At 69.6% G+C, this 14,222-nt stretch carries 8 protein-coding genes and 3 pseudogenes; 4 read left to right on the top strand and 7 right to left on the bottom strand.

Annotation, left to right across the window (positions count from 1 at the left end):
- A partial coding sequence (locus OG422_RS30850) for a Helicase associated domain protein (protein WP_405747569.1) occupies positions 1 to 1,814 on the top strand: 1,814 nt, incomplete at its 5' end.
- Positions 1,815 to 2,069: 255 nt separating this feature from the next.
- Here the strand turns inward: OG422_RS30850 and OG422_RS30845 are convergent.
- Positions 2,070 to 2,663 (bottom strand): transcriptional regulator, encoded by a 594-nt coding sequence (locus OG422_RS30845; protein ID WP_331757267.1) that lies wholly within the window; start codon positions 2,661 to 2,663, stop codon positions 2,070 to 2,072.
- Positions 2,663 to 3,478 carry a hypothetical protein gene (locus OG422_RS30840; protein ID WP_405738150.1) on the bottom strand — a complete coding sequence of 272 codons (816 nt, stop codon included), beginning with the start codon at positions 3,476 to 3,478 and terminating at the stop codon, positions 2,663 to 2,665. Before OG422_RS30840 ends, OG422_RS30845 begins: the two co-directional genes overlap by 1 nt.
- Here OG422_RS30840 and OG422_RS30835 point away from each other — a divergent pair.
- Positions 3,477 to 3,906: pseudogene (locus OG422_RS30835) on the top strand (transposase); the annotation flags it as partial. The gene OG422_RS30840 and the pseudogene OG422_RS30835 sit on opposite strands and share 2 nt — an antisense overlap.
- Before the next feature lie 232 nt (positions 3,907 to 4,138).
- Here OG422_RS30835 and hutH read toward each other — a convergent pair.
- Positions 4,139 to 5,680 carry a histidine ammonia-lyase gene (gene hutH, locus OG422_RS30830; protein WP_405738153.1) on the bottom strand — a complete coding sequence of 514 codons (1,542 nt, stop codon included), beginning with the start codon at positions 5,678 to 5,680 and terminating at the stop codon, positions 4,139 to 4,141.
- A 646-nt stretch (positions 5,681 to 6,326) separates the two neighbouring features.
- A complete protein-coding gene (locus OG422_RS30825; RefSeq protein WP_405748070.1) occupies positions 6,327 to 7,739 on the bottom strand; it encodes an aromatic amino acid ammonia-lyase in 1,413 nt (470 codons plus the stop codon).
- Between the two features lie 215 nt (positions 7,740 to 7,954).
- Here OG422_RS30825 and OG422_RS30820 point away from each other — a divergent pair, with 215 nt between their 5' ends.
- Both OG422_RS30820 and OG422_RS30815 read left to right on the top strand, forming a co-directional pair.
- Positions 7,955 to 9,298, top strand: a complete 1,344-nt coding sequence (locus OG422_RS30820) for an MFS transporter (protein WP_405738156.1) — start codon at positions 7,955 to 7,957, stop codon at positions 9,296 to 9,298.
- A gap of 405 nt (positions 9,299 to 9,703) precedes the next feature.
- Positions 9,704 to 10,188: pseudogene (locus tag OG422_RS30815) on the top strand (IS5 family transposase); the annotation flags it as partial.
- A gap of 448 nt (positions 10,189 to 10,636) precedes the next feature.
- On the opposite strand, the gene OG422_RS30810 reads toward OG422_RS30815, so the two are convergent.
- The 3 genes and pseudogenes from OG422_RS30810 to OG422_RS30800 all read right to left on the bottom strand — a co-directional run bounded on the left by OG422_RS30810 (position 10,637) and on the right by OG422_RS30800 (position 14,103).
- A complete protein-coding gene (locus tag OG422_RS30810; protein WP_405738159.1) occupies positions 10,637 to 11,875 on the bottom strand; it encodes an SLC13 family permease in 1,239 nt (412 codons plus the stop codon).
- Positions 11,876 to 12,074: 199 nt separating this feature from the next.
- Positions 12,075 to 12,311 (bottom strand): annotated as a pseudogene (locus OG422_RS30805) (CoA transferase); the annotation flags it as partial.
- 982 nt (positions 12,312 to 13,293) lie between these two features.
- Positions 13,294 to 14,103 (bottom strand): ABC transporter ATP-binding protein, encoded by an 810-nt coding sequence (locus tag OG422_RS30800; protein WP_405747575.1) that lies wholly within the window; start codon positions 14,101 to 14,103, stop codon positions 13,294 to 13,296.
- Between the last annotated feature and the right edge of the window lie 119 nt (positions 14,104 to 14,222).

Here is a 14,222-nt window from a genome sequence, read left to right as displayed (position 1 = left end):
GTTCGCCGGTGCAGATCGTGCAGATCACCGGCCGGGGGCTGCGGCAGGCCCCCGGTGAGGGGAAGGTCGCACGGCTGGTCGTGCCGGTCTTCCTGCAGGCCGGGGAGGACCCTGAGGACATGATGGCCTCCGCTTCCTACCGGCCCCTTGTAGCGGTGTTGCAGGGGTTGCGTGCCCATGACTCCCGGCTCATCGAGCGCATGGTCCTGCGCACCGCCAGCTCCCGTGGCAAGGCCACCTCGGTGGTGGCCCTCGATCCCGGACGCGAGGAGGACGAGCACGACGAGGGCGAGGACGGGCAGTCCGAGGAGGAGCAGCCGGCCTCCGACGGCGGCGCCGGGGAGGGCGCGGAGCAGGACGGCCGGGAGACGGACGCGGCGGCCGAGGCCGCCGGCGGCGAGGACGGGGGCCAGGAGGACGAGGACGGCCGCGGGGGTGTGCCGTTGCTGCGGTTCTCCCTGCCGCGCAACCCCGACGTCATCGCCGCGTTCCTGCGCACCCGGGTGCTGCGGCCGGACTCCGAGGTGTGGCTGTCCGGGCTCAACGCCCTGCGCAAATGGGTCGCGTCGCAGGGGCATGCCCAGGTGCCGATGGACACCGTCGTGCCGCTTGGGACGACCGAGAGCAACGGTGATGGCGGCAACGGCGGGACGTACGCGCTGGGAGCGTGGGTCAGCGAGCAGCGCCGGGCGTTTCGTGCGGGGACGCTGAAGGCATGGCGGGCTCAGTTGCTGGACGAGCTGGGCATGGTCTGGTCAGTCGTCGATGCCCGCTTCTACAAGAACCTCGCCGCCGCCCGGGGCTACTTCGCCGTGCACCGTACGCTCGCTGCGCCCAAGGACGCGTCCCTCGACGGAGTGGCGGTCGGTCAGTGGCTGGCCAACTGCCGCAAGGCGGGCGGGTTGGGCAAGGACGAGGAACGCGCGGCGGAGCGGCGCCGGGCGCTGGAGCGGATCGACCGGGACTGGAATCCGCCGTGGCCGCTCCAGTGGCAGCAGCGGTATGCCGCGCTCGCCGCGGTCCTCGACGACGGGGCCACCCTTCCCGAGATCCTGCCCGGCGTCACCGTGAGCGGCCAGGACATCGGCACCTGGCTCCGCGCGCAGCGGGAGGGGTGGCAGCAGCTGGGCGAAGGGCAACGCAAGCGGCTGGCCGAGCTCGGTGTCACGCCGCTGCCGGCCGCCGTGGAGCGGGCCCGGGCCAGGGCCGCGGAGGGCGGCTCTGCGGCCTTCGATCGGGGGGTTGCGGCCTTGGTGCAGTACAAGGCCCGTACGGGCTCTGTGACGGTGCCCAGGGCCCATGTGGAGACCGTGGTGGTCGACGGTCAGGAGCACGCGGTGAAGCTGGGGGTGTTCTTGTCGAACAGCAAGAGCCGCCGCGCGAAACTGCATGCGGACCGGCTCGCCGCGCTCGCCGCCCTCGCACTGGAATGGGCCGGACCACCACCGAGCTCACCCGGCAGCACGGAGGCGGCCGGCGACGTGCCCGGCCCGCCCGCGCCGTCAGACGCTCGGGTGCCGTCAGACGCTCGGGTGCCGGCGGCCGACGGAAACGGCGCCGGGGCAGAGGAAGAGCACAGGGCCCGGGCGGCGCGGAGCGGCAGGCGGGCGCAGCGCCTGCGTGAGCTCATGCGCAAGCACACCAAGACGGAACTGCTGCGCATGGCCTACGCGCGCGGTCTGGTGCCCTACAACTCCCCCGAGAGGTGGCGCAAGGACGAGATCGCCTCGACCCTCGTGGACCTCGAAGCCCGCGCCCAGCAGGACGAGAACCCTGCGCCGCCGGCCGAAGACCGCGCCCTCGGCACCACCTGACCCGTGGCTGCACCGGCCCGGGGAGGTTGCCCCGGGGCCGGGCGGCGCGTCCGCCCGGCCCCGGGGGGGTGATCGCAGTGGCCATTCCGGCGCCCCGAGGCCTGGCAGCTGGCAGCGCCGGCTCCGGCAGGCCGAGCGGGGCAGGTGAACGACCCAAGCAGTACCTCGTAGATCAGCGCGGGCGGGTGCGGGTTTACGGTGACGGTGAAGGGCCCGGAGTCAATTGGAGTGACTCCGGGCCCTTCGTTCGTGTGGTCAGGCGGCCCAGCCGACGGAGGAGACGTGGGTGTAGGCGTCCCAGTCGGTGCCGAGGCCGCTGCTGATGATCTCGTCCCAGATCGCGTCGAGTTCGTCGGTGTTGCCGTCGATCCAGGCGTCGACGGCGCGGTCCCACACGCCGCCGCGGACGTTGATGGAGCGGGTTTGAAGGTCGCGCTGGTGGCGGCGTTCGACCTGGGACTGGTCGACGGGGTCGATCTCGATGCGGGTGCCGCGGCCGCGGTTGTTGAGCCGGCGCTTGAGGTCGGGGACGGTGTTGCGGCGGCGCAGCTGCCAGTAGGCGGCGTCCAGGCGGGCGAGGTTGGCTTTGCTGGGGGTCTGTTCCTCGGCGAGCCAGGCGATCAGGGTGCGGGGGCGGACGTGGATGCCGGCGCGGTCCATGGCCTCGTAGCCGGCGTCGGAGGCGGTCAGGTAGCGCAGGCGGGCGGCCAGGCCGCGTGCGGTGCCGACGGGTGACTCGATGCCGGTGACCATGCGGTCGAGGCCCTCGGCCAGGGCGACCCAGCCGGGCAGGCCGCGGGCCCGGTAGGCGCCCAGGTCCCGCCAGCGGCCCGCTTCGGTGCCGGCCATCAGCGGGTCACCTTGCCGAGGGTGTACTCGCCGGAGGCCTTGGCGTCACCGTGCTTGATCTTCATCTGGGCCACGCCGCGGCCTTCGGCGAAGACCTGGCGCCAGTCGCCGGTGACGTGCAGCTCGTCGGTGCCCATCATGGCGACGACGTCGAGGCCGGCCTGGTGGGCTTTGTAGGCCTTGGCCCACAGGTTGGCGTAGGCCTGGCTGTGGATGTTGTGCATCCAGTCCGGGCGGATGACGTCGCGGTTGTGGATCGACTCGCCCATGGTGGAAACGAACTTCGAATACATCGCTTTGACGTACTCGGTGGTGACCGTGTCGTCTTCCTCGATCGCTTTTTCCCGCGCGGCGGTGAGAATCTTGCGGAGCGCGTCGAGGAAATTCTCTGTCGCGCCGGACGTCCACGATTCGTGGATTTCTGGCGCGCTGGTAAGGCCGTATTTCGGTCCGGCCAGGCGCGATAGCAGCCTGAGAGTGGCGTCGGTGACCCACAGTGCCCCGTCGGTGTCGCGGTCGCCGAGGGGGTTGGGCAGATGCGGGTGGCGCCATGGGGCGGGGGTGATCAGGTGGACTCCGGAGCGCTTGGGGTCCACGCCGTCGGCGCCGGTGGTGTGCTCCAACTTGCCGATCGGCAGCCAGCACTTGAGGGCGGAGAGGTAGGCCGCGTTGGCGTCGAGGGCGGTGACCTGGACGCTGCCGGGCAGCTTGAGGGAGAAGTCGGGGTGGTGGAAGGCGGGGCGGGCCTCCCAGATCTGGTCCGGCTCACGCTTCGAGGGCTTCTTGAGAATGTCCGGCAGCGCCGGATAGGGCAAGGGCCTGCGACACCAGGTGTTCCTCACCGACACCCCGTACTCCGGCGGCGGCTCCGCACAGTTCCTGGAGGCCCGCCACCGCGGGCATGCCACGGCCGAGGACCATATCCGCTGCGGCAAGACCACCGGCTTCGGCCGCTTCCCCTTCCGCGACTTCACCATCAACGCCGTCTGGCTCGAACTCAGCCTCGCGGCGGTCGATCTGCTGGCTTGGATGCGTGTCCTGCTGCTGGACGGCGAACTCGCGGCTGCCGAGCCGAAGAAGCTCCGGCTACCGGCTGCTGCGCGTCGCCGCCTGCCTCACCCGCGGCGGCCGACGCCTGCGCTTGCGGATCTCGGCGACCTGGCCCTGGAGACACGAACTGGCCACGGCCTTCCACCGCCTCGCCGCTCTGCCCCGCCCCGCCCCGCCCCGCCCCGCCAGCTGACCGGCAAACCCCTGCCCGCCACGAACCGAAGGACTCCGGAGAACCCGACCACCGCGCCGGGACTCCGCCATGCCCGAGCACCGAAACCGCATCGGCCACCCGATAGTGGACCCCTCAGCGACGCCGCTTCAGCCCAACCGAAACGGCGAGGCTAACGATTCGCCCTTTCAGGTCAGGTTGACCGTCGACGGCGGGCGGATAACGCACCGCGCCGCCGGTCCTCAGCCCGACCTCAGCGACCCAGCGGGCCCACCACGTCCTCGGCGACCCGCAGCAACTCCCCGCTTCGCACGAGGTGGGTGATGTGCTCCATGTCGGCGTGGAAGACCCGGTCCTCGTAGACGGTCGGAACGGTCTCCCGGATCCTGGCCCGCAGCGCCTCCGCGGCCGGCGAGGGTGCGAGCGGCGCGAGCAGGTCGAGCGCCTGCACGGCGCACATCACCTCGATCGCTACGACGTAGCCGAGCTTGCGCGCCGCCCGGTAGGCCTTCAGCGCCGCCAGATAGGCGTTGCTGACCGTGTCCTCCTGATTGGCCGAGGTGGTGACGTTGTCCGCGGATGCGGGCATCGCCATGCCGCGCAGTTCCATGGTCAGCGCGGCGGCCGTGTACTGCGCGATCATGTAGCCGCTGTTCAGCCCCGGCCGGGGAGTAAGGAACGCGGGCAGTTCGCTGAAGTTGCTGTTCACCATGCGGTCGGTGCGGCGCTCGGACACCTTGGCCAGCACCGTTATCGCGTTCACCATGGAGTCGGCCTGGATGCCGACGTACGTGCTGTCGCAGTTCGCCCCCATCAGCGCTACCCCGTCCTCGCCCTCGGGGTGGATGACCGGGTTGTCGCCCACCGAGTGCAGCTCCTCGACGATGACCTCCCGGGCCTGCGCGAGCGTCCGCTTCGCACCGCCGTGCATCTGCGGAACGGCGCGCAAGGCCAGGCCGTCCTGGAGCCGATGGTCGAGGAATTCGGCGCTGAGCGCGCTGGATTCGGTCAGCCGCCGCAGGCTCTCAGCGACCGCGGCCTGCTCGGGGTGCCGCTTCCTCTCGTGCAACCGGGCGTCGTAGGCGCGAACGGTGCCCTTGAGTGCCTGCACCGACAGGCTCGCGGCGATGTCGGCGGTGGCCGCCGCGACGCCGGCGTCATGGGCGGCCAGAACGGCGATCGCGGTGACCGAGTGTGTCCCGTTGGTGACCGAAAGACCCTCCTTGCAGCCAAGCCGGGTCGGTTCCTCCCCGATCCGGGTCAACGCCTCGGCCCCGGGCAGCAGTTCGTCGCCATACCAGGCCCGGCCCTCTCCCAGCAGCACAAGAGCCATATGCGCCTCTGGGGCCAGGTAGCCGACGGAACCCTCACTGGGTACGTGCGGCGTGACCCGGGCGTTGAGCATCCGCCGGATCAGCTCCAGGGTCTCAAGCCGGATGCCGGAATAGCCTTCGCCGAGGCCGACCAGCTCCATCAGCCCGATGGCGCGGACGATCTCAGTGGGTAGGGGTTCACCAACCGACACGGCGTGCGAGCGCACAATATTGCGCTGCAGTTGCTCGGCATCCGCCGGGGCAATCACCTCCGTGACGTTGTCGCCGAATCCGGTGGTCACCCCATATACCAAGCGGTTCTCGGCCAGGAAGCGCTCCACGAGCGCGCGGGACTTGCGCACTCGGTCGACATACGTCGCATCGAACTCGACGCGGGCGCCGTGCCGGGCGACCGCGACGAACTGCTCAATGGTGATCGGCTCCTCACCCAAGGTGACATTGGTGATCTTGTGGGCGGCCATGGGGGTCCTCTCAGATCGGCCAGCAGTCGGTGATGGGACCCGTCAGCGGGTAGCCCGTGCTGTCGGCGCCGGTCCCGATGGCACCGTGGGAGCGCTCGGCATTGACGGCGCGACAGCCAGGGCGCGACCGTCCGCAGCGGGCTCCGCCAGGTGGACGGCCACGGACATCTCCTCGCGCTTGACATACATCCATTCACTAGCCAGGCTGAATGAATCACTTTATTTAAAGCTTGGCAAGGGCCACATCGCAGCGAACACTGGGCCCTGCTGGGATCAGGCCGGCGGCTCCCGCCGGATGCAAGCGGCCACGACGGTGGAGCAGACTTTCGCGATCATGAACCGGTACCGGCTTCTGCACCGCGACTACGAGGCACTGCCGACCCGGTCCCGGTCAATGACCCACTGGGCCATAGTCAACTCCATGAGTAACCGGCTGACCGCCAGCCCGAACAAAGTCGGGCAATACCTCCGCCCGAAACCGCCCGCGGCAGCCTGAATCAGTATCGAACACCCTCTCTGCACGCGACGGCGAACCCCCGGCTCATCCGTGCACGCGACTACGGACATTCACAGTCACCACAGCCTGCGCCGGTGTGAGGGTCGGGGGCCGCGGTCCGCCGCGGTGTCCCCGGTGGCCCGGTCACCCTCAGAGTTCTGCCAGCGCCGGCAGCAGATCCTCCGCGACGGTGATCTCCTGCGTCAGCGGGTGATCCTCCTTGATCATCGGCAGGGTCCGCTGTGCCAGCCGCAGCGCGTCCCGCACGGGTGCCCCGGGCAGCTGTGCCCCGCTCATGGTCAGGGCGCGTACGGCTCCGAGCAGCTCGCAGGCCAGGACTGTGCGGTACGACGCGATCGCGGCCGTCGTGGCGTGAGCCGCCTGGGTGGAGAAGCTGGCGTGGTCCTCCAAGCCTCGGGAGATGACGGCCGTGCCGAGTGTCACAGGGGCCGCCGCGTGCCGCATCTGACTGAGGGCGTCGTGGGCCAGGTACTCCAGGATCATGATGCCGGAGCTGCCCGCCGGGCCGTCCGCGAGAAACGGCGGGAGGCCGCTCAGGTCGGGTTCGACCAGGTCGCTCAGGCGCGCCGTGGAGAGTTCCGCAACGTGGTGGACCGCAGCCCGCAGGTGGTCCAGGTCGAGGGCGAGGTGGGAGGTGGCGAAGTGGCCGTGGTGGTAGACGTCGCCCGTCTCCACGTCGATGAAGGGGTTCTCCGCCGCCGCATTGATGTCGACGGTCAGCGCCGTCTCCAGGGCGTCGGCCGCCTCCAGCGCCGGTCCCTGGACTTGCGGGAAGGCACGCAGTCCAAACGGGTCCTGGAGGCGCCGGCCGGGCTCCGGCTCCGTGTCCGCCCACAGCAGCCTGCGCATCTCCGAGGCGCAGTGCACGGAACCGGGATGCGGGCGCTGCGCGTGGACCCGCGCTGCGAAGGCCTCGGGTGATCCGCCCAGCGCGCAGAACGACAGCGCCGCGACGGTGTGGCTGGCGCGCAGCAGAGTCCGCAGGTCGCTCCAGGCGAGTACCGACCGCGCCAGGGTGGCCGCGTTGCTGGAGATGAAGGCGAGCGCGTCACCGGGGCTGACCGGGACCGGTGCGATCCCGCCCGTGCCCCAGGGCCGCTCTCCCGCGAAGGTCAGCGCGATCTCCGCGAGCTGGCCCAGGTCCCCGGTGCCTATGGAACCTCGGGTGTGTGTGACCGGTATCGCGCCGACGCGCAGGGCCGTGGCGAGGGCCGTCAGCAGGCGTGGGTGGACGCCGCTCCCCGCCGCGGCGAGCTGGTTGAGGCGGATGACCAGTGTCGCCCGTACGAGATCCTCGTCCGAAGGCTCGCCCGTGGTGCCCGCGTGGCTGCGCAGCAGGCGCAGGCCGTGCTGGTCGGCGCCGTGCGGGTCGACGACCTCGTGCCTGTTCGCCCCGACTCCGGTGGTGCGGCCATAGACAGCCCGCTTCGTCTCGCTGTCACGCGCTACCTCGTAGGCGTGACCCGCCTGCTCCAGTGCCTTGCCGTCCAGCTCCAGGGAGGCCCTGCGCCGGGCCACGCGGACCACGTCGTCGCACCTCAGTCGGGAGCCGTCAATGCGGAGACTGTTACTGTCGATCGCTGCTCACCCCTTGACACGTTTTCATTCATCAATGAACCTACATGAAACTTGTTATTCACGGCGTTGGCAAGGGTGCGGAGCGGGCGAGGTGTCCACTGCCTGCCGGCCCGGACATACCGCACGTGGGCGGGCGTCGAGAAAGACAACTTCCACGCGGATAGGACCTTAGTGGGACGATGCCTGAAAATAAGCTAGCTCCGATTCCGGTATCAGAGCCGGGACTCGTCCCTTTCGACGACGCCCCCCTCAATAGATTTCACGTCAAGATCACCGCACTCACCTTCGGAGCCAACTTCTCCGACGGCTATCAACTGGGTATCATCGGTATCGCGTTGACACTCATCAGGCCGCAGATGGGATTTGGTTCCGCCTGGGAGGGCCTGCTCGGGGCCTCGGCGCTCATCGGGATCTTCCTCGGCAGCATCACGCTCGGTTGGCTGGCCGACCGTATGGGGCGTCAGCAGCTCTACATGCTGAACTTCGTCCTGATCACCCTGGCGTCGATCGCGCAGTTCTGGGTCGGCGGGCCGATGGAACTATTCGTTCTGCGGCTCCTCATCGGCATCGGCATCGGCGCCGACTACGCCATAGGCCCGACGCTCGTGGCCGAATTCTGCCCCCGGCGGCACCGTGGTTTTCTGCTGGCCTCGCTCACCGCCATGTGGACGATCGGCTACGTCTGCTCCTTCTTCTTCGGCAGCTACCTCATCGACCAGGGCGGCAACGCTTGGCGGTGGCTGCTGGCGAGCAGCGCCCTTCCCGCCCTCGTGGTCCTGCTGATGCGAATCGGCACCCCGGAATCGCCTCGCTGGCTGATCAGCAAGGGGCGGGTCGAAGAGGCCCGCGCCGTCGTGGAGAAGTACATCGGCCGGCACGTGGACTTCGCCTCCATCGCGGCCGAGCCCGGCACGGACAAAGCTCCCTCAGCCTCGTACCGGGGCCTGTTCAGCGCGGAGCAATGGCGCAAGACGGCCTTCGGCATCCTCTATTACAACTGCCAAGTCATCCCGTACTTCGCCATTTACACATTCCTGCCGATCATCATGGCCAGCTTCGGTCTGAAGGAGGGATTCCTCGGCGACGGACTGCTGAACGTATTCCTTCTGCTCGGCAGCATCGCCGGTCTCTGGTTCGTCTCGCGATTCTCGCGTCGCGGATTCGTTATCGGATCCTTTGTGGTGATGGCCGTCGCGCTGGGCCCCATGGGTATCTGGCCCGGTGCTCCGAAGCTTCTGCTCTTCGTTCTCTTCCTGGCCTTCACCTTTATGATGTCGGCCTCGTCCAATCTCGATCAGGTCTATCCCCCCGAGCTTTTCCCGACCGCTCTTCGCAGTTCCGGTGTCGGTCTGCTCAACGGCCTCAGCCGGGTCGGTTCCGCTGCGGGCACCTTCCTGCTGCCGATGAGCATCGATCATCTCGGGTTCTCGCCGTCCATGACAGTCCTCAGCGTGTTCCTGGTCCTCGGCGCGGTGGTCTCCTTCGCCTGGGCGCCCGAGACCTCCGGGGCGACCCTGGACTGAGGGCGTCACGGCCCGGCGCTCGGAGGACTGACCGCGCCACGGCCGGCGGGGCAGCGAACGGGCGGCGCCACGGCCCGGGGGCGGGGCATGCGCAGCGTACGCGGGGCAGCACTGTCAACGCTGCCGGCCCCGCGTCCGCGGGCAGCTCCGCGTCGAGCTCGGCGACGACCTCGCGGACGAGGGTCTCGGCGTCGTGGGCGTCGAAGGTCGGAGTGGTGCGGACGTCGACATTGAGTTCGCACCGGTCTGTGATGACGGAGAAGCCCGGCCGCCGTGGAAGGACGTGACCGACAGCTTCGGCGGCAGCGGGAACGCCGAGGCCCCGTCAATGCCGGGCAGGTCGGCGGCAACACCAGCTCGGCGTGGGCGGAAGCCGTCTACGGGGTTCCGTCGGCCCCGGAGTATGACCATGCCATCGGCCGGTCCCGGGGCGGACTGACCACAAAGATCCACCTTGCTGCCGACGACCGCTGCCGGCCTCTGGCGTTCGTCTGACCGCAGGCCAGGCCGGCGACGCACCTGCCTTCACCGATGTCATGGCCCGCCTGCGGGTTCCCCGCCACCGAGGACGGCCACGCACCAGACCGGACGTGGTCCTGGCGGACAAGGCGTACTCTTCCCGCGCGATCCGCGAGCACCTGCGCAAGCGCGGCATCCGGGCAGTGATCCCCGTCCCCGCTGACCAGCGCGGACACCGGCTGCGACGGGGCAGCCAGGGCGGCCGGCCACCGACCTTCGACCGGGAGGCATACAGGCAGCGCAACACCGTCGAGCGGTGCACCAACCGCCTGAAGCAGTGGCGAGGCATCGCCACCCGCTACGAGAAGACCGCCACCATCTACCTGGCCGGACTCCACATCGCAGGCATCTTCCTCTGGTCCGCCCGATGATCCAAACGAGACCACCTAGTCGTCGAGCCAGCCACGGATCACCGCGCTGAATCTGATCATGCGGCGGCAGCCCGGTGGCAGTCACTCTCCTGGACGGCTCCGACAGCCCTCACCTCCCCGCATTCAGGGTGCCGATGCTCCGGGTCGCCCCTGGCTTCCTTCGAGATCCCCCGGACCGTGGACGCGGCGGCGTTCACGCCCGGCGTGGGACATCTACGATGCACCCTCCCATAGCCCAACTGGGGTTGCCCTTCGCCGTGCACAGGTGTCTCCAACGTCGCCGTGCGATCGGCGGCGTCCACAACTTCACCGAGTTCGCCCGGGAAGCGGGCATCAGCTCCGAACAGCTTGCCCGATCGGCGGTCTCATGGCCCGGCGCGTGGCGAACGGCCATGGCCATGAGACCGCTGATCGAGGCTGGTCGAGCTGCTCGGCCGGTTACGGAACGCTAGATGACGACGAACGCGGCCCAGACCGTGACGGGGGCGAGCGCGCACATACTGGCGCCCCAGCGCAGCAGGCCGCGGTAGGTCGGGGTCCGGACACTCTCCGGTGTGTTGGCGACTACGAGAGCGCCGTTGGTGGAGAACGGACTCGCGTCGACCACGGTGGCCGCGGCCGCCAGGGCGATGACCAGACCAGTGGTGGTGATGGCGCCCGAGGCCAGGAACGGTGCGGCGAGTGGCATCAAGGCTCCCAGGATCCCCGTCGTGGAGGCGAAGGCCGACACGATCCCGCCGACATAGCAGATCAGCAATGCGGCGAACAGCGGGGCGCCGATCGCCGCGATCCTCGTTCCCAGCGAGTCGACGATGCCCAGGCTCTGCAGCAGGGCGATGTAGGTGACGATCCCGCACACGAGGAGCACGACCGGCCAGGCGATCTCCTTGGTGGCGAGCTGCGCCGTGCGCCGGAACACCACGGCCAGGGCCGCTGCCAGGGTGAGGGCGAAGAGGCCGGTGTCCAGGGCGAAGACGGTGGTGCCGACAACCAGCAGCAGCATCGCGCCGAGGGTCACGGCCTGTTCTGCCCCCAGGGCCGGGGCGGGAGTGTCGGCTGCTTCGTCCTTGGCCACCTCGGTGACAGTGGGGCGACGGCGGCCGAAGACGAACCAGGTGATGACGGCGGCGCAGAGATTGACGGCAAAGGTGCCCGCGAACAGCGCGGCGCCGCCCACCCGCAGATGACTGGCTTCGAGGGAGGAGTTCACGATGCCGCCCAGGATCGAGGTGGGGGCGAAACTACCCGCGGCCGCTCCGTTGACCACCATCAGCCCGACGTACAGCGGGTTGAGGTGATGGCGCACGGCGAAGGTGATGCCGATCGGCACGACAATGGCGACGGCTGCCGGAGAGGCGGCACCGGTGGCACACAGACCGGCCGCGAGGAGCAACAGCGTCCAGGGCACCACGGCGGTGCGATGGCCGGCGATGCGGACCGCGGCGTGGACGAGCCAGTCCACCGTCCCGTTCACACGGGCGATGCCGAACAGGAAGGTCACGGCGAACAGCACGATGAACATGTCTGCCGGGAACCCTGCCAGAACCTCCTTGGCGGGAATGCCGAGGCATCCGGTGCCGAACACGAAGGCGGCGACAAGCGCAAGGATTCCCATGTTGAGCCCCCTCAGGCTGGCCAGCGCGAAGACTGCGACCAGGATGAGTACACCGATCAGTTCTGCGGACATGACACGCCTCTGTCCTGGAGGTGCGATGCACGCTGGTCGAACCGGGCGAGCACGGAGTCGGTGTGCTCCCCCAGAGGCGGGAAGGCCCTGAGGCGGCGGTTCGTCTCCCCTGGGCAGTGACCGCCGGGACAAGTCCGCGCGACGTGCCGACCGGGCTGCCCAAGGATGCCCAGTGGCCCCGTTCCCCCAGCGGGGTGCGCATGCCGGAGCAGGTGTACATGCCGACGCAGACGTCGGCGATGGACGGGCCCGCCTTCGACAGGGTGTCCAGGATGCCCGTGCCGGATACCGGTCCGGCCGCGCTCTGTACGAGGAGGGCGTACGCCTTGTGGTCGCGGTATGCGCCACTGCCGCCGTACCCGGATATGGCACGCGTGATCGGGCGTGGGTGGCTGGGCGCCAGGACGGGCCCGGGTGTCCAGCCGGAGCCGTCCATGACCGAGCTACCGAAGGAGCCCCAGGAGGCCTGGCGCTGGTGTTTGGTGAGGCGGACACGGGCGACTGCGGGATCGGTGGCGCTGCTCCGCGCTGGGTGTTTGTTGATCGTCACGAGGATCTCGGTTTCGGTACGGGAGATACGACGGGTGGCGAGCCGGCCCTGCCATCGAGGGCAGACCGGCGGTGATGGGGGGAGGGGAATACGCCGAGCCCGTGCTGCGTGCGGGCGAATGCCGCGAGAGGCGCAGGGGCTGCTCGACACCGCGTGGACCGCATTGCGGACCAATTGACTTCAATGTGGTCCGGAAACTGACGAGGTGACTCGACTCACGTCAAGGGTCAGGCAGGAATTGCACCAGGCCCCACTTGATCGGCGACCAATCGATCGGCATTTCCCTGAGACATCGAAGACCCTGAACACATTCCAGGCACATCGGGCGCCAATCCTGTGCGCAACCCTTGACCCGCCACGCCGCGCCCCATCACTTTCGGTCCACTGTGCGGATCGCTGGACCTCAATGCAGCCCAAGGGAAGGATTGAGAATGCCGAAGGCACCGATCACCGATACCGCCATGATCGGCCCGTCCCACGCGCCGGCAGGCCCACCGGCCACGGGCGTCATCTCGGCTCGCGTTCCCCATCGCCGAACCGCAGTCGGCTCCTCGCCAGTTGCTCCCGACCCACGCCAACGGCGTTCGAGCGGGAGGTGTTCCTCCGCCGGTGCGCGGCCGGCCGCGCACCGGCTGACCCGGCTGGACACCGCCGGGCCCCCGCCGGGGAGGTCCGGACCCTCGACCGGGTCCACGACTGCCCGCAGACCCGGTCGCAGGGACTCGGCATCTGTCACCCCGACGTCCTGGACGTTCGGTACGCCCCACGAAGCGACCGCGCCCGCATCGCGGCGCGGAAAGGCATCCGCTGGGCCGAACGCCCCGATACCCGGACCCCACCGTGGCGAGGGGCCAGGGTCATGCTGCGACTACAGCGGGCGGGGCCCCTGCCCCGAGCGGGCAAGCCAGCGGCCGACGTGGCGTGCCACCTCAATCGGGCGGCCGAAGCAGGCCGTCAGCCGCTCGCTCGTGAGCACGTCGATGGCCGGTCCCGTCGCCTGCACCCGGCCCTCCTCCCGCAGCAGCAGCGCATGCCCGATACCCGGGGAGAGCTCCTCCAGGTGGTGGGTGACCGTGACTGTCGCCAGGTGAGGCCGACCGGTGGCCAGCCGGTGCATGGCGTCGATCAGTTCCTCGCGCGAGGGGAGGTCGAGAGCGTTGAACGGCTCGTCGAGCAGGAGCAGCGACGGATCCGGCATCAAGGCGCGAGCGATGAGGACCCGGGCCCGCTGGCCTCCCGAGCACACGCGGTACGGCCGGTCCGCGAGCTCCTTGCAGTCGAGTTCGGCCAGCAGTTCGTGCGCCCGCTCGCGGGCCTGTGCGTCGTACTCGCCCCACAGCGGCTGGACGGTCCCGGTCGCGCCGGTGAGGACGATGGTGTGGGCGGTGGCGTCCTGCGGCACCTTCTGGGCGCTGGACACCAGGCCGATGTGCGCACGCAGTTCGCGCACGTCCACACGGCCGAGGACGTGGCCGAGGACGTGGCCGAGGACGTCCACTGTTCCGGACGTGGGGTGCGTGGTCGCGCCGATCAGGCGCAGTACGGTCGTCTTCCCGGCACCGTTGGCACCCAGGAGGGCCCAGTACTCTCCGGAGCGCACGGCCCAGTCGATACCGTCCAGGATCACCTGCCCCGTGGTGGAGCGTCGGACGCTCGCCCCCGCGAGGGCCGCGACGATCTGCCCGGCGGTGCTCGCCCCGGCTCCTCCCTCCCCTGCTGGGCCACCCCTTCCGGGTCGTGGCGTCACGACAGATCTTTCCTGCGGGGGGTGCGCTGGTCGCCTGCGGGCTCTGGCGA

The organism is Streptomyces sp. NBC_01525 (assembly GCF_045040405.1).
GTDB lineage: Bacteria > Actinomycetota > Actinomycetes > Streptomycetales > Streptomycetaceae > Streptomyces > Streptomyces benahoarensis.
The sequence above is the reverse complement of the archived record's forward strand: the minus strand, read 5'-3'. Positions and strand labels throughout refer to the sequence as shown.

Coding starts and splice junctions, on each gene's coding strand:
- OG422_RS30845 (WP_331757267.1), bottom strand. CDS start 2,663: ATGGCCGGCACCGAAGCGGGCCGCTGGCGGGACCTGGGCGCCTACCGG.
- OG422_RS30820 (WP_405738156.1), top strand. CDS start 7,955: ATGCCTGAAAATAAGCTAGCTCCGATTCCGGTATCAGAGCCGGGACTC.
- hutH (WP_405738153.1), bottom strand. CDS start 5,680: ATGGCCGCCCACAAGATCACCAATGTCACCTTGGGTGAGGAGCCGATC.
- OG422_RS30810 (WP_405738159.1), bottom strand. CDS start 11,875: ATGTCCGCAGAACTGATCGGTGTACTCATCCTGGTCGCAGTCTTCGCG.